Here is a 16,638-nt window from a genome sequence, read left to right as displayed (position 1 = left end):
TTTTTTAATACAAATGGGGCCTATATTAGTGCAATTTTCTTTGACACTATAAAATGCCTCACATCCTCCCTGCTTTGAAAAGAACATTTATCTAATTCCATAGATAGTAAAAAGGGAAGTTTATATAATTAAAAAGTAAATTCCCCTCAAGATTGAGCGGAATTTACTTTTTTATTTCTTCGGCAATAGATTTTTTGAAACTGTTTCGAAAAACTGATCTACATAGTCGAAATCCGTGTAAAAGAATAATAAAAGATCACCCGGTTGTGATACTTCCCACGCTTTTACGAATGCGTCTAATTCATTAGGTACGATATATGTCTTGTCTTTATGTAATCCTTCTTCTATCGCAGCTTCCCGAAGCAGCTTGGCTACCTCCAACGGTACTCTTCCCCGTAAATCATCGTCTTCTTTAATGATGAACAGATCTGAATGTTTTGCTACGACCTCTGACAATCTGATGAGTTCTTCGTCAATACGGTCTCCTGGTCCTGCCAAAACAGTGATAATGCGATTTCTGTTATAGGCACTAACCGTATCGAAAATGGCCTGCAACCCTGCTACGTTATGGGCGTAATCGATAATAACGGTTCGTTCTTTTAGTTTTTTTAAATTGAAACGTCCTTTAGACAATTTTTTATCAGGCATAAACGCAATAGCCTTCTTTCGTAATTCTTCCATTGAAATACCTTGCGTATGTGCCGCGGCTAACGCTTGAAGTAAATTAGCGATATTATGTCGCGCCATGCCAGAAATCGTTATTGGGATTTGAGTGCAATCCATAAATTGATGTATCACACCATCTGATGAATAACTGATTATACCTTGTTCATCAACAAACCAAACCTTACGTCCTTCATTTATCGCGGCTTTCACCAATGGCTGAGTGGCATATGTAGAGGTGTATATAACCTCTCCATCAGTATACTCTGCCATAGCAGCTACATTCGGATCATCGGCATTCAAAACACAATAACCCGTTTTTTGAACGACCTCAGCTACTAGCCTCTTTAATTTAACGAGATCGTCTAGTGTTTCAATTCCGTCACTGCCAAGGTGATCTTCACTCACATTTGTAATAATACCAACATCACATTGACGAAAAGCTAGACCTTCACGAAGAATTCCTCCTCGTGCTGTTTCTAAAACAGCTACATCGACTTCAGGATGGGCCAATATGGTTCTTGCACTAATAGGGCCACTGCAGTCACCTTGTACCAATACCTCTTCGCCGATATACACTCCATCTGAATTCGTCATTCCAACCTTTGTCTTCACATCTGAAAGAAAATAATGAACCAATCGGGTTGTTGTTGTCTTTCCATTTGTCCCAGTTACTGCAATAATCGGGATTGCGGCCTCTTCTCGAGTTGGGAATAAATAATCTACGATGGCTTTGCCAACATCCCTTTTTTTTCCTTCACTTGGATAATGATGCATTCGAATCCCTGGTGCAGCATTCACTTCAATTATTGCCGTTTTTAAATGATTGAAAGGATTTGATATATCCTGACAGATTAAATCTATTCCCGCAATATCCAATCCGATAGCCTTGGCAGCAGCTATCGCCATATTCCTAATAGTTGGATGAACCTGGTCCGTTACATCAATAGCCTTTCCACCAGTTGAAAGGTTCGCATTACCGACAACTTGGACCAACTCACCTTGTTTCGGAATAGTATCAAGGTTCCGGTTCGATTTCTCCAAGTAACATGTTACCGTATGTGTAAGTGGAATTTTTGACATCGGCTTTTCATGTCCGTCTCCCCGCAACGAATTGAGGTTTTCCTTTTCTATCAATCTGCGTAACGTCTCTTTTCCATTCCCAATAACATAGGGAGGAAGCCGCAAACTTGTAGCTGTTAGCTCTCCGTTGACTATCAGTAACCGATAATCATGTCCTTCAAAATGACGTTCCACAATGTATTTTTCCACATGAGAATCCAAACAATGGATGACATTAAACAACTCATCCTTATTTTTAATATGGGTTATGACACCCTGGCCCTGTCTGCCGTTATACGGTTTTATAACAAGCGGGAAACCAAGCCTGTCGGCTGAGTCAAATATATCTTCAATTGAGTAGGCGATTTCTCCTTCTGGTACTGGGAGACTGCAACCTTTTAAAATAGCCTTGGTCAATGATTTATCACAGGAATTCTCAACGGCGATATTTGAAGTTTGGCTTGAAATTGTCGCCTGGACATACTTCTGCCTTGAACCAGTTCCTAAGCGCAATAAACTCTCTTCGCCTATTCGTTCGACAGGGATTTTTTTTGAGTGAGCCGCCTGATAAATGGCTTCGGTACTAGGACCAAGTTTATTTTTATAATATAACTGTTCAATTTGGTTCACATATAATTGTACATTGATATGTTTTTCATCATTCAGGATAGCTTCTACGATTTCTTTTGCAGCTAAAAATGCTTGAAGACCTGACTTAGGCTCCTGATAGTCATAGGTAACATAATAAAGCCCTTGTTTTTTCATCATAATCGTTTTTCCACGAATGGCATTGATTCCAGCCATATTTTGGAGTTCAATCGTCATATGCTCCAAAATATGGCCCATCCAAGTACCCCGTTTCAGCCTCTCAGCGAATCCGCCTTGATATCCTTGTGAACAAGTATGGCTGCCAAGGTTAGGGAGAGTCTTTAACAACTTTTCATTAAACCCAGGAATAGCATCAGATGGCTTTTTTTCCAGTTCCTCTATATCTAATTCTATACAGATCGTTGGTGTATAAGAAAAATAATTTGGCCCTTTTAAAAAACGGACTCGATTGATTATCATGATTGGATCCCCTTTTTCATCAACAATTTTCTTGTATGCAAGTCAAAACGATAGCCTCTTGTAAGTGTATGAAGCTGAAACCCTGAGAGGGTCAACTCTTCACTGCCATTTTCAGAAGACGTGATATTGATATAATCACTTTTGCTTCCATCAAGCACTAAAACCTGATGTTGACCAAATACTTCAAATTGTCCATCTTTCACTAATATTGCTGTATTTTCATCAATACCTATACCAATAATTTCTTTATTTTCTGCTATCGCACTTAAAAGTCGATCAAAGCGACCACGCTGCGAAAAATGTTGATCAATAAGCAGGCCGTCTAGAAAGCCGAACCCTTTTCCAATCTCCACTTTTAATTTATCATCATTCAGCATCGTGTCAGCTGCGACAATCATTTGCTTACCCATAATTGAAGCACCCGCACTTGTCCCAGCTAGAACCATTCCATTATGCCAGGCCTTTGAAAGAGTATTGTGAAATTTTGACTGCCCAATAAGCTCGGATAATCGGCTTTGGTTTCCTCCGGTTATAAAGATAGCTGAAAAAGAGGCCAGTTGTTCACAAATGGCCTGTTCCTCTGCATCCTTTCTTGAATTCAACTTGATAACTTCAACCTTGCTCACGCCTAAATCTCTAAAAATCCTGATATACTCTTTACTCACTTCTTCAGGAATTTCACTCGCTGTAGGCAGGATGCCAATTCCACCTTCAGAGCGTATTGCAAGCTCGACAAATTTATTTAATACTTCACCTTCAAGGCACTTATCCTCAGCCCCACCGATGATAAGTAATTCACCACAATTCATTGCTCATACTCACCTTTACATATGGATTAAAATCATGAAGTTTTTCTAAACAGAACACATAATGAATAGTATGGCCTTTTGTCATAGTCTTCATTCATAAATTTAGCAAACTGTAGAATTTTGTTTAACTTAATGACATTAGAGGAAAAGTAATAGAGAAAATAATAAAAGGAGTGTGTAAAAATGAGCCAAAACCAATTAAAAGAACAAGTATTGAATATCATCGGCGATCATAAAATAGGTGTTCTATCATCAGTAGAAGATAACAAACCACATTCACGTTATATGACATTTTTCAACGACGAATTAACTTTTTATACACCAACAAGTGCATCCACAGAAAAAATAGATGAAATTGAAAAGAATCCTAATGTTCATATCCTAATCGGCTATGAAGATAAAGGATTCGGCGATTCTTACGTGGAAATCTCAGGGACCTCGAAAATAAACGACTCACAGGAACTAAAGAAAAAATTATGGGATACGTCATTTAAAAATTGGTTTGACGGACCAGAAGATCCAAACTATCTATTCCTTCAAATTAAGCCTGAAAGCATCCGTTTGATGAATAACAATGGTGAACCTCCACAAGAATTACAATTATAAAAATTGTCGGGACGTAAGGTAATTATAATTTACGACTAAATCTCATGTACTTACGAGTAAATGATCAAAACTCACGAGTAAATTGGCAAAACTCACGAGTAAATGATTTAAAATCACGAGTAAAATTTGGATTATCGCTAAAATAAAAGGATGCTTCTGCCTAAAAAGCCCACACTCGATATGTAATGAGTGTGGGCTTTTTTTCAATCATACTAGTTCTGATTGTATATAATGCAAGATTAGATTTGCAGTATGCTTTAATGAAGAGATATGTGTTCTTTCAAAGGCGTGAGATGCGTCAATCCCCGGACCGATCAAGCCATGAACCAAATCGTATCCTGCTCGGATTGCTGCGGAAGCATCCGATCCATAATACGGATAAATATCGACGCGATAGTCAATAGCGTTTGCTTTGGCAAGGGCGGCAAGGTGCTGACGCAATTTATAGTGATAAGGACCGGAAGAGTCTTTGGCGCAAATGGAAACGCTGTATTCATCCGTCGTTTGGCCATCACCGATCGCTCCCATATCAACGGCTAGATATTCAACTGTTTTCTCTGGGATATTAGAATTCCCGCCATAGCCTATTTCTTCATTGTTAGAAATCAAGAAATGAGTGGTATATGCCAATTTAATCTTCCCTGCAGAAATCAGGTCAATGATATGAAGAAGAATGCCAACGCTTGCCTTATCATCCAAGTGCCTTGATTTCAAAAAGCCAGTCTCTGTGAATTCTACCCTTGGTTCAAATGATACAAAGTCTCCCACAGAGATGCCAATTGCCTCTGTTTCCGCTTTTGATTTCACAACTGCGTCAATACGGACTTCAATGGTCTCCTCATTACGTTTGGCATCACCGGCATTTTTATACACATGCACAGACGTTTGATTGATTAGAATCGTCCCTGTGACAAAAGCTCCGTCAGCCGTATGAATTTTGCAGTATTCCCCTTCCACTGAATTCCAGCGGAAACCACCGATCATCGACAATTTCAGACGGCCATTCGGCTTAATTTCCTTGACCATAGCTCCCAGTGTGTCGACATGTGCTGTCAGCAAACGATGTCTGGTATCATCTTCACCTTTTAAAGTAGCTAGCAATGCTCCTTTATTCGTGATTTGATAGGGTACCTGCTTGCTCTCCATGAATTTAGCAGCATACTTAATTGCTTGATCGGTATAACCAGATGGGCTTGGTATTGATACTAACTCTTTTATGTAAGTAACGATCTCCTTTTCTTTGATAACACTCATGCATATCTCTCCTTTCCTCTTTGTTTATTATATCTTTTTGTGCCAACTTTTAACATACAAAGGACCGCCCAGAGACGGTCCTTTGATTGATTTAACTCAATTGGGCCAGAATAGGCAAGATTGCCATAACCAATGTAGTAATACCATATATCGCAAAATTTTCCATGTTCATTTTCCTTTTCCACTTATCACGCCATACTTTATATCTGCTCATATCTTCGTTACTCATAAAGAAACCTCCTCCATGATGAAAGTTCAACTAACTTCAACTGTCTTTGCTTGTTGGACATTTCCTTCATATATTCCAAGAAGGCAATTCTCTTTTCTTTCGTCTGGATAAGCTACAATGTCTGTAATGATTTCCTCTTCAAGCGGTTTCAATAAGCGACCAACCGATTCAGTAAACAATATTTCAACTCTCTCTTTGTTTCATTAGGATTTCTCACTTCCATCAATATCACCCTTCCAATTACTTACTATTATGTATATAACCTTAATCCACATCCTGAAACGCAAAAAATCGGCCGCCTTTAAAGGGCAGCCGATTGAATTCATTATTTTGCTTCTTCAGTGACACCAACATTGAACCATTTATATTGGCGCTCCGCAAGGTAATCATAACCAGAGACGCGCTTATTTACTCCAGTCGTAGTATAACGGAATAATGTTGGAATAATTGGAACTTCTTCATGAATCAGTTCTTGCCACTCATTGTAGGTATCAATACGATATTGATCATCAAACGCTTCCTCTGAGATTCCTTTCGCAAGAAGCTCATCATTTTTGTCGTTCACCCAGCGAGTATAGTTAAATGCTGCGGATTTTGACCAAAGACCAGATGGATCTGGATCGGAAGCAACACCCCATGCCGCTTGATAGATATCAACTTCTTCATTATCTTTTTTCAACAGATCATAGAATGAATTGAACTCATGCAGACGTCCATCTAGCATTTGAACGTCTAGTCCTACTTCCTGCCATTGTTGAATGTAATAATTAGTAAGCGGTTCAGCAATATCTCCGCCGCTCATGGAAGCGAAGTTGATTTTGAACTCTTTTCCATCTGGGTCTTCACGAAGTCCATCTTTATTTGTATCAACATATCCGGCTTCGTCCAAAAGTTTTTTTGCTTTTTCAGGATCATATTCATATGGTTTAACATCTTTATTATTATACTTGAAGTTTGGTGTGATTACTGAGTTGGCAGGGAAACGAAGCCCTTTATACATCTTTTCGCCGACTTCTTCATTATTGATGGCATAAGCCATTGCCTGGCGAAGACGTTTGTCTTCAAATTTTGGGTTGTCCATAACATTTTCTGCTTTTTTCTCGTCATAATGACCGAACTTGAAACCAATATAAGTATAAGCTAAATCGACTTTTCCTAATATTTCAACGTTGTCCAATGCTTTTGCCTGGTCAAATTGATCAGCAGAAATACTAGCTACATCGATATCCCCATTTTCCAGTGACTTAACAGCAACGGACGGATTCACAACTTTTAAAGTAACGCTGTCCAACTTAGGCGCTCCACGGTGGTACCCTTCAAACGCTTCGAATTCAACTGCTTCACCTTGAACAATTTTCTTCACTTTAAATGGTCCATAACCAATCGGATTTTTCCGGATTTTATCAGAAGATTCCAACTTCGCAATTGGAACATCACTTAAGTATTCTTTATGAAGCGGATATGTCCATAATCCAGTTGTTACCGATGGATTTGCTTTCTTAAAAGTAAAGGTGATTTTCTTACCATCTACTTTAATACCCGAAATACTATCTGCTTTTCCTGCATGATACTCTTCCATACCTTCAATTAAAGCCATTTGTTCATCATAGCGTACACCTTTGTAATCCTTGCTTCCCAAGACAAGGTATGCATACTCTAAATCAGCCCCAGTCACAGGCTTCCCATCTTGCCAATTAACATTGTCCTTAATTGTAAGTGTTACCGTTTTATTATCGTCTGAAATTTCATAAGAAGCAGCACCGTCATTTGTGAAAACATAGTTTTCGTCTGTATCCAGTAAATCTTCATCAAAGAATGTGATAACTTGGTTATCCGGATCTCCTTGATAGAAAACTTTGTTTAATATCCCTTCAAACGGGGTATCTGATACCAATCCGTAAGTCAGATGGCCGCCTTCAATCGGCTCTCCCTGATTTGTTGTTTTTGTCGGGAATAATGATGTATCAACTTGTTCGACAGCTTTCCCCTTTTTTTCTTTTGTTGACGATTTTTCCGTATCATTTGAACATGCGGCAAGCAGTAGAGACGATATAGCTAATGCACTTAATACCTTGCTATAACTTTTGATCTTCATGACATACACTCCCCTTTTTTATCCTCTTCTTTGTCTTGCATCTGCGGCGCGTTTTAACGCTTGACCAACAAAATTTATACTCAGCATCAACACTAAAATCATGAGCGATGCGGGTACCCATATCCACCATTTGTTTTCCAAAACATCTGGATTTCGAGCATAACTTATGAGCGTACCTAGACTTGGTGTGCTCTCTGGAAGACCGAATCCTAAGAAAGTCAAACTGGATTCTAGGCCAATATTACCTGCAAGATTCAAAATAAAATTAACAATAATCAGTGAACTGACATTAGGCAGAAGCTGAAAAAGGATGATTTTCCAATGTGGTGTACCAAGTGTTTGTGAGGCGTGAATATAGTCCAACTCACGCTCTGACAAAGCCTTTGAACGGATCAGCCGTGCCTTTCCTGTCCATAAAAACATCGTCATGATTAATATGAAAACATACACATTGAATACTGGTACAATCGTGACTACAACAACGATGAACATCAATTGAGGTAGGGCAATCACAAAATCGATAACACGCATAATCACATTGTCGGTGGCCCCGCCAAAATATCCAGCAAGAAGCCCTAAAGATAAACCAATGATAGCCGTGAATAAGGTAATGAACAAACTGATGGTAAATGAATTTCTCGTACCAATGATCAACTGACCAAATACATCTCGTCCACCATAATCGGTTCCGAGCCAGTAGTCTGAAGATGGTTCCATATAAATGGAGAGGAAATCGACCTTAGCAATTTCCTTGGCATCCATAAAGAACGACGCGCCGTAAACGAAAACCAATATAGCTACTAATATAATCAATGAGCCCATAGCAAGTTTATCCTTTTTAATTTCCTGCCATATGATTTTCATACCTGATGGGCTCACATCTTTCGTTTGAATGATTTTTCCGGATTCTACTTTCATTTCCATACGCTCACCCCGCTCCTATTCTATCCGTATGCGCGGATCGACCGCACTAAGTATGATGTCCGAAAGAAGAGTGCCAAGCAGAGTGGCAAATCCCGTCATCATGACGATGGCCGTCACTACACTGAAATCCCGTAAACTGACGGAACTAAGGAAAAGCTGTCCAAGTCCCGGATAACTAAAAATAGTCTCTATTATGACAGCGCCGCCGATCAACCCAGTAATTTCATAGCCTAAGAATGCTGCAATTGGTAAAAAGGAATTTCTTAGGATATGCCGTGAATATACGTTGGATTCAGGTACACCTTTTGAACGCGCAGTCCTTACGAAATCCTTTATTTTATTATCAATTATTTCATTTCGTAAATATTGAATTGTACTTGTTGTAGCTATTAAGGCCGTACTTAAAGCCGGTAAAATCAGGTGATTGATCTTACTTACAACATATGCGAATGTACCTTCATCCACTTTGGAATCGACACTGCCTCCAGACGGGAACCAATCCAGGGCAAATCCGAAAACAAATAACATAATTAACGCAAAGATAAATATCGGTGTGCCAAATCCTATATAACTATAACCCGTAACGGTCTTATCCACCCAGGTATCATTATATCTGCCGCTAAGTATACCTAATGGAATGGCAAGCATATATGTAAAGATAAGTGTTACCAACGCAAGGAAAACCGTGTTCCAAAGCCTGTCTTCTATAACATCCATAACCGGCGTTTTATGTGTATAGGAAATACCAAAGTCCCCTTGTACAGCATTAGATGCCCACCTTATATATTGTTGATACCAAGGATCATTCAAGCCCAATTCTTCTCTGATTCTTTCAAGCTCAGCAGGATTAGCCCTAGGATTGATTTCTTGACCAGACAAGGCATCTCCCGGCATTGCTTTTGCCATCATGAAAACGATAATGCTCAATAAAAAGAGCTGTGGGATCATAACTAAAAAACGCCTGAGGATAAACTTCCACATATCCTTTCCACCTCCTTATTGTAATGCGACTCTATGTGTTGATGAGATTGGCTTCAAGTCGTAAGCACGTCCATTTTCATCGAAAAATTTTGAATAAGACGACTCATACTCTGCTGATAATTTTTTTCTAAGCTGTACTTTTTCCTCACGAACTTCCGGCTCTAAATCCGGAATGGCAGCAATCAGACGCTTTGTGTAAATATGTTGGGGATTTTCATAGATTTCATCGCTATTGCCTTCCTCTACTAATCTACCGCGATACATAACGCCCATCCGATCACACATATGCCGGATTACACCGAGGTCATGACCGACAAATAAATAAGTTAAATTGAACTCCTGTTGGAGATCCTGAAGAAAATTCAACACCTGCGCCTGAACCGATACATCGAGGGCTGATACCGGTTCATCAGCAATAATCAGTTTGGGTTTTAATGTCAATGATCTAGCAATTCCAATCCGCTGGCGCTGCCCCCCTGAAAATTCATGAGGATACTTGTGAATCGATTCCGGACTGAGTCCGACTTTGTCCAAGAAGTCCTGAACGATTTTCTTTTCCTCTGCAGGTGATAACCGTTCAAAGTTCCTCAGCGGTTCGGCAATAATGTCCAGCACCCTCTTCTTGGGATTTAATGATGAATATGGGTCTTGGAAAATCATTTGGATATCTTTTCTGAATGGTTTAATCTCTTTTCTACTTAAAGCTGCTAAATCCCTGCCTTCAAACAGGATTTGTCCGGATGTCACATTATTCAGCTTGACAACTGCCTTACCTGTCGTTGACTTGCCGCTTCCTGATTCTCCTACCAAACCATATGTTTCCCCTTGCTGCAGCTCAAAGGACACACCATCAACGGCTTTTACATGATCAACTACTCTTCGGAAAAAACCGCCTCTTATTGGAAAATGCACTTTTAAATTATCTACTTTGAGTAATGTCATGAGTCGATGCATCTCCTTCAGCTTGAAAATAAAATTCTTTATAGCAGGTGCACCGTACAAAGTGATCCTGACCTACCTCGTGAAGATGAGGTGACTCTTCATGAGCTTGTTTAGGAATCCATGGAATACGATCTTGGAACCGACATCCCTTCCTGTCCATTTTTGCTATCGATGGAACAATTCCCTCAATAACGTGCAAACGGTTTTTTTCATTGGTAGCCGAAGGGATTGAATTTAATAGCGACCTAGTATATGGATGAAGTGGATTGTTAAATATCTCTTTAACACTTCCCGTCTCTACTACTTGCCCAGCATACATGACAACAATCCGATCAGCTACCTCTGCTACAACGCTCAGATCATGGGTAATTAATATAATCCCCATTTTGGTTTTACTTTGAATATCTTTCAACAAATCAAGTATTTGCGCTTGAATGGTAACATCTAATGCTGTCGTTGGTTCATCAGCAATAACTAGTGCAGGATTGCAAGCAATGGCAATCGATATCATTGCTCTTTGACGCATTCCGCCTGATAGTTCATGCGGATATTGCTTGTACGTCCGTTCAGGATAAGGGATACCCACTTGTGTTAAGAGTTCGATTGTCCTGTTCTTTTTTTCATCCCTAGAAAGTTCAGTATGATAGTCAAGATTTTCCTCAATCTGTTTTCCGATTGTCATCAGCGGGTTCAATGCTGTCAAAGGTTCCTGAAATATCATCCCTAATTCCTTTCCGCGGACTTTATTCATTTGTGTATCATTCAGTGTAAGTAAATTTTGACCTTTATAATGTATTGTACCTTCTGACTTCGTTCTCTGTTTATTATGTAATTGCATGATAGAAAGGGCCAGTGCGCTCTTTCCACATCCTGATTCTCCAACCACCGCTACAATTTCATTTTCATTTACAGTAAACGAAACATCATCCACCGCTGCATGATATTTGCTCTGAATTCGAAATGAGGTAGTAAGGTTTTCAATTTGCAATATAGCTTTCTTCATCCCTGCTCCCCCTAAACTATTTTTTCGGGAAAATAATAAATCTTCTGATAATTATTTAAAATTTTAATCAATTTTTAACATTTATTCAATAGTTTTGTAGAAAATAATCACATTTTTTTCATATTTTATAACTTTAGGAATATTTTTCTGCAATATAAAATAATTTCCTTCATAACTTTTACACAGTAAAGTTATGAAGTCCTATTAATAGCATAGAATAAAACATTTTAATTTTCTTATTTTGAAATAATGATTAAATATTCCACTAAAAATATTAAATCACTTAATTTCACCTAGGGAAAAAGTACTTATTTTGTTCTAGTTTGAAAATTTTAATATTTCAGAAAAATTAGCTTAATTGTAAGAATATCATAAAATTGGTAATACTCTTATGTATATTTCATATCTCTTTAAAAAACACCTTAAATATTATTTTTAAATGCACTGAAACCTTTTTAAAACTCTTACGTAGAAACCGGTAGACAATAAATAATGAGGTGATTGAATGTATTCACAAACTGTAAACACATATATGCCATCTGTTATGCGTACCTTTGCTCTTTCTCTCGCAATCTCTGTATTAGGGATGGCTGTTGGAACTCTAGTTCCACCATCCTTATTTCTTCCCTTAGCGATTCTGGAAATTGCTATGCTAATTGGCGCTTTTATCATGCGGAAGAAAAAATCTATTGGCTACACATTCCTGTATAGTTTTACGTTAATTTCTGGGATTACCACCTATCCGATTATTGCACACTATCTTGCCACTGCAGGGGCGAATGTTGTGATGTTAGCCGGGGTGACGACAACAGTTGTATTTGGGGGACTAGCTATATATGCTACCACAACCAAGAGGGACCTTTCTTTCTTAAGAGGAATGTTGTTTGCCGCCTTGCTAGCTTTAGTAGCCATTAGTATTTTTAACCTTTTCTCACCTTTAAGTTCTACAGCAATGCTAATCTTTTCATTTATTGGGATTCTTGTATTCAGTGGATATATTTTATATGATTTTAATCGAATGAAGCATTACGGGGTTACAGCAGAGGAAGTACCACTTATGGCCTTAAATCTGTATCTTGATTTCATTAACCTTTTTATTAACATCCTACGTTTCTTTGGTATTTTATCTAGCGAAGATTAAAAAAACGGGCATTATCTGCCCGGTTTTTTTATTTATATAGTCCAGGCTCTGATTTTTCAGTCCACGGCTGTTTTACACCAAAGGTACTGGCAATGAACTGAGTATCTTCTCTTCTTTTTTTCCTTACTTGGGCCCGCTGTTTCGCTGATTCGTTTAAATTCATCTCCATTTCAGTCTCTGGAACCAAACGCGGAACCGGTATTGGCTTACCATCTTCATTGATGGCAACAAAGGTCAAAAAGGAAATAACACATAAGTTCCGGTCTCCCGTAACTAAATCTTCCGCAATAACTTTTACGATGATTTCCATAGATGTTCTGCCCGTATAAGTCACGAAACTTTCTAGACATACTGCATTTCCTTCATGAATAGGGTGCAGGAAATCGACAGAATCAGTTGATGCCGTAACGACGTGACTTCTCGCATGACGCATCGCAGAAATAGCCGCAACATCATCAATGTAAGCCATCAATTTGCCTCCAAACATCGTACCAATATTATTTGTATCCGGCGGGAGAACAAGGCTCGTTTTTATGACCAAAGAGTCCCGGCAATGTTTTACTTCTTCCATGGTGACTGCACTCCTTTATGTCTAATTTCTCACTAGTTAACTTTATCGAATTCTTCACTGTAAAGCAACACACATGCTTATTTTCCTGCTTTTAGTTGGAATTATTCGACAAAAAATAATTCTACGTTTAATCACTTTTACTGTTCTGTAGGCTCTTTACCTGTTGTAACTCTCGTAAGCTCAAGCCAAAGGTCATTTGTAGATGAGGATAGTCTTTAAAACCTGACCAATCTCCTCCCCATTCAAATCCTAAATCTTTCGCGATAGAGACGACTTCCATCCAATCCGATTTCCCATTATCGTTGCCGTCATATTCCATATTCCAAATAGCCTCCCCTTGTTTGTTAAGGAGCGCAAAATCTATCGCCAATCCAAAATTATGAAGCGACTCCCCTCCTTTTGCATTAGTTACAATGCTTCCAGACTTTAAACGTCCTTTTTCATAGAGGTCATTTTGCTCTTCTAAAGTACGGAATCCAGCCGTTATGATTACCGCGATACCTTTTTCATTAGCCTGTTGAATGAGCTTTTCTTTTTTTTCAGCGACTATCGGATGCAACTCGTCAGTCAGTTTAATTTTATCTAGATCGGGGGGGAGCAAATGCTTAAGCATGAACCCTAACAGTAACCCGAAAAAGCCTATTATCAGACATGCCTTTACCCAGTTAACCTTCACTGAACAATCCTTCCTTTACGAATAACTGTCTGAATGAGAAAAACTCAACCAAAAGCGGATGAGTTTTTCTTCTATTATAACTTTGACTTCAATTCTTCTATTTGCAGTAAATGTCGTTTTTCATGCAAACCCACAAACGGAATCCATTGCTTCAAGCTTAATTCTTTAAACAATGGATGAGGGAATGACTTTTGTTCAAGATCCTTTTCATTTGCGCTGTCAACAACTTGTATAAATGCCTGGCGGGATTCGGACAATTTATTCTTAACCTCGTCCAAAGTTTGAAATGCTTCTGATGGAATGACAAATGGCGGGGCCGAGACCTTCACTTCACGATTTAGAGTATACTCTATCGGTTTATCTTCTGCAGGGATACTCTCATCGCTTTTCAACTTGTCGGCAATTCTCTTTGTTATCATTCGCTCCATTAAATATAGATGATTCAATACCTGGATAATGCTCCAGCGGCCTTCTTCTGGATGGGCATTCAGCTGTTCATCCGATAAATTGTTAACCGCTTCTAAAAGTTCTTTCCTAATTTTTTTGTTATCTTCCATTTTAGCATCTCCTCCCGAAAGCTTAGTTAAACTCCATCAATTATTCCATGTTCTGTATAAAGGTGTAAAATAAAAACACTTTTAGATAGGAAGAAAACCGATTTAAAGTTGTCTATTTTTAGAAAAGCTCTATGATAGTCATAAAGGTACTATTCACCTAATACAAATGACTTTCAAAATTCATCAAAGATAGTCAAAATAGGAGTGATCGTTATGAGCGGAGGACATATCCCATTCAGCCACAAAGGACGTAGCGTCATTAATGCAAAGCCTTCCAAAGGAAGCATTTGGACGATGCTCAGGCAAATGTTTAATCGTGTCCCATCTAAATGGAAATTTTCTTCCTTGATTTTATGTATAATGTTGTTCATTTCTTTGCTTGAGTTCTCCATCCCACAGTTGACTCAGTATACGATTGATAAAATCATTCCCGAAAAAAAATATGACTCCTTGATTTGGGTAGGCACAGGAATTCTTGGAGCTGCTATTTTATTAGCTTTACTAAACTACTTTAACAGCTATATCGTTTCCAAAGTCGGTCAAAAAGCGATTATGGATTTACGGAATAGCATGTATGAACATATTCAAAGGCTGGATATGAAATTCTTTGATAAAAACCGAACGGGTGACTTAATGTCACGGCTAACTAATGATGTCAATTTACTACAACAACTCATCTCTTCAAGCATGCTCCAAGTCGTAACAGACACGGTAACTTTTGTTGCAGTCGCAGTCTATATGCTTTTCATTAATTGGAAACTGACCATTGTCCTTCTTTTTACATTCCCGTTCATGTTCTATATCACAAGGGTATTTGGAAAACGTATTCGAATGTCGTTTAGGTCTGTTCAAAGTTCTGCAGGAGATGTTAGCAACCAGTTACAGGATTCTATCTCAGGAATGCGACTCATTCAATCTTTTACCAATGAAGAATTTGAATCGAAACGTTTCGCAGAACGTAATCATGAAAACATGATAGCTAACATTAAATCGGTTCGCTTGCGCTCCATGTTTGGTCCGGTTATCGATTTATTGAACAATATTGGTCTTGTTGCTGTTATTGTGTTTGGGGCTTGGCAAGTGATGGAAGGTGCATTTACAGTGGGATTAATAGTAGCTTTCCTCGCCTATTTGAGATTACTGCAGAGTCCTGTTCGCAATTTCAGCCGAGTAATCAGCATTGTCCAGCAGTCAGCTGCAGCTTTTGAGCGTATTACAGAAATTATGGAAACACAACCTGAAATCAGAGACAAAGGAAATGCAATTGAGCTTCCTTCAATAAAAAAACAAATTGAATTTCAATCAGTTGATTTTGCTTATGATGAAAGTGTTCCGGTTCTTAGCAATCTAAACCTAACGATGAAAGCTGGTCAAATAACAGCTCTCGTCGGCTCTTCTGGTGCAGGGAAATCGACAATTACAAACCTATTAATCCGATTTTATGATCCACAACAAGGAACAATCAAAATGGACGGTCTTGATATCCGTGATGTGTCGCTGAAATCTATACGTAGCCAAATGGGGATTGTTTCTCAGGATATCATTTTATTCAATGGTTCAATCCGTGATAACATCGTTTATGGAAAACTTGATGCAACAGATGATGAAATCACTGAATCGGCTAAAGCAGCCAATGCTCATGACTTTATCAGGGCCTTTCCGAATGGTTATGATTCTCAAATTGGAGAGCGAGGCGTCAAACTTTCAGGAGGACAAAAGCAGCGAATCGCCATTGCTAGGGCACTTTTGAAGAATCCACAAATCATCATTCTCGATGAAGCGACAGCAGCATTAGATACGGAATCCGAGCATTTAATCCAGGAAGCATTGTCACGTTTATTAGTAAATCGGACTTCAATTGTCATTGCGCATAGATTATCAACCGTTCAAAATGCTGACCAAATAATCGTTCTTGAAAAAGGCAGTGTCCATGAAAAAGGAACGCATGAACAGTTATTGACAAGTAACGGCAGATATAGGCAGCTTCATGACTTGCAATTCCCTCAATTGAAGGCGGCTATTACATAACAACTGCACAACCGCCTTCAATGAAACAG

General features: G+C 38.7%; 16 protein-coding genes. 3 read left to right on the top strand and 13 right to left on the bottom strand.

Annotated features, from left to right (window positions below; all coding sequences use genetic code 11):
* Positions 1–171: 171 nt before the first annotated feature.
* Together cphA and NST21_RS07385 are read right to left on the bottom strand one after the other, a co-directional pair.
* Positions 172–2,793 (bottom strand): cyanophycin synthetase, encoded by a 2,622-nt coding sequence (gene cphA / locus NST21_RS07390; RefSeq protein ID WP_340888525.1) that lies wholly within the window; start codon positions 2,791–2,793, stop codon positions 172–174.
* Positions 2,790–3,602 (bottom strand): cyanophycinase, encoded by an 813-nt coding sequence (locus NST21_RS07385; RefSeq protein WP_340888524.1) that lies wholly within the window; start codon positions 3,600–3,602, stop codon positions 2,790–2,792. The genes cphA and NST21_RS07385 overlap by 4 nt, the downstream gene beginning before the upstream one ends.
* Before the next feature lie 183 nt (positions 3,603–3,785).
* Between NST21_RS07385 and NST21_RS07380 the strand changes: the two genes are divergently transcribed.
* Entirely contained in the window at positions 3,786–4,208 is a 423-nt protein-coding gene (locus tag NST21_RS07380) for a pyridoxamine 5'-phosphate oxidase family protein (RefSeq protein WP_056530738.1), read from the top strand.
* 207 nt (positions 4,209–4,415) lie between these two features.
* Here the strand turns inward: NST21_RS07380 and NST21_RS07375 are convergent, their stop codons facing one another.
* The 8 genes from NST21_RS07375 to NST21_RS07340 all read right to left on the bottom strand — a co-directional run bounded on the left by NST21_RS07375 (position 4,416) and on the right by NST21_RS07340 (position 11,636).
* Entirely contained in the window at positions 4,416–5,462 is a 1,047-nt protein-coding gene (locus tag NST21_RS07375) for a M42 family metallopeptidase (protein ID WP_340888523.1), read from the bottom strand.
* A 91-nt stretch (positions 5,463–5,553) separates the two neighbouring features.
* On the bottom strand, positions 5,554–5,691 hold the full coding sequence (locus NST21_RS07370) for a hypothetical protein (RefSeq protein WP_340888521.1): 138 nt from the start codon (positions 5,689–5,691) through the stop codon (positions 5,554–5,556).
* 26 nt (positions 5,692–5,717) lie between these two features.
* Positions 5,718–5,870 carry a hypothetical protein gene (locus NST21_RS07365; RefSeq protein ID WP_340888519.1) on the bottom strand — a complete coding sequence of 51 codons (153 nt, stop codon included), beginning with the start codon at positions 5,868–5,870 and terminating at the stop codon, positions 5,718–5,720.
* A gap of 146 nt (positions 5,871–6,016) precedes the next feature.
* Complete coding sequence (gene opp4A / locus NST21_RS07360) at positions 6,017–7,786, bottom strand: oligopeptide ABC transporter substrate-binding protein (protein ID WP_340888518.1); 1,770 nt, start codon at positions 7,784–7,786, stop codon at positions 6,017–6,019.
* Positions 7,787–7,804: 18 nt separating this feature from the next.
* Entirely contained in the window at positions 7,805–8,704 is a 900-nt protein-coding gene (locus NST21_RS07355; RefSeq protein ID WP_053348000.1) for an ABC transporter permease, read from the bottom strand.
* A 21-nt stretch (positions 8,705–8,725) separates the two neighbouring features.
* Positions 8,726–9,691: an oligopeptide ABC transporter permease gene (opp4B, locus tag NST21_RS07350; RefSeq protein WP_056530747.1), complete on the bottom strand. Its 966-nt coding sequence runs from the start codon at positions 9,689–9,691 to the stop codon at positions 8,726–8,728.
* Positions 9,692–9,706: 15 nt separating this feature from the next.
* Complete coding sequence (locus NST21_RS07345; RefSeq protein WP_056530750.1) at positions 9,707–10,633, bottom strand: ABC transporter ATP-binding protein; 927 nt, start codon at positions 10,631–10,633, stop codon at positions 9,707–9,709.
* Entirely contained in the window at positions 10,611–11,636 is a 1,026-nt protein-coding gene (locus NST21_RS07340; protein WP_056530752.1) for an ABC transporter ATP-binding protein, read from the bottom strand. Before NST21_RS07340 ends, NST21_RS07345 begins: the two co-directional genes overlap by 23 nt.
* A gap of 505 nt (positions 11,637–12,141) precedes the next feature.
* On the opposite strand from NST21_RS07340, the gene NST21_RS07335 reads away from it, so the two are divergent.
* Positions 12,142–12,777, top strand: coding sequence for a Bax inhibitor-1/YccA family protein (locus tag NST21_RS07335; protein WP_053345082.1), 636 nt, complete (start codon positions 12,142–12,144; stop codon positions 12,775–12,777).
* Positions 12,778–12,805: 28 nt separating this feature from the next.
* Here the strand turns inward: NST21_RS07335 and NST21_RS07330 are convergent, their stop codons facing one another.
* The 3 genes from NST21_RS07330 to NST21_RS07320 all read right to left on the bottom strand — a co-directional run bounded on the left by NST21_RS07330 (position 12,806) and on the right by NST21_RS07320 (position 14,581).
* A complete protein-coding gene (locus NST21_RS07330) occupies positions 12,806–13,348 on the bottom strand; it encodes an acyl-CoA thioesterase (RefSeq protein WP_053345081.1) in 543 nt (180 codons plus the stop codon).
* A 127-nt stretch (positions 13,349–13,475) separates the two neighbouring features.
* Complete coding sequence (locus NST21_RS07325) at positions 13,476–14,024, bottom strand: M15 family metallopeptidase (protein ID WP_377372246.1); 549 nt, start codon at positions 14,022–14,024, stop codon at positions 13,476–13,478.
* A gap of 74 nt (positions 14,025–14,098) precedes the next feature.
* On the bottom strand, positions 14,099–14,581 hold the full coding sequence (locus NST21_RS07320; protein ID WP_057216601.1) for a DinB family protein: 483 nt from the start codon (positions 14,579–14,581) through the stop codon (positions 14,099–14,101).
* A gap of 213 nt (positions 14,582–14,794) precedes the next feature.
* On the opposite strand from NST21_RS07320, the gene NST21_RS07315 reads away from it, so the two are divergent.
* On the top strand, positions 14,795–16,609 hold the full coding sequence (locus NST21_RS07315; RefSeq protein WP_340888513.1) for an ABC transporter ATP-binding protein: 1,815 nt from the start codon (positions 14,795–14,797) through the stop codon (positions 16,607–16,609).
* The last annotated feature ends 29 nt before the right edge of the window (positions 16,610–16,638 follow it).

It is taken from the genome of Peribacillus sp. FSL K6-1552, assembly GCF_038005205.1.
GTDB lineage: Bacteria > Bacillota > Bacilli > Bacillales > DSM-1321 > Peribacillus > Peribacillus butanolivorans.
This window is presented reverse-complemented; position numbering and strand designations above follow the sequence as displayed.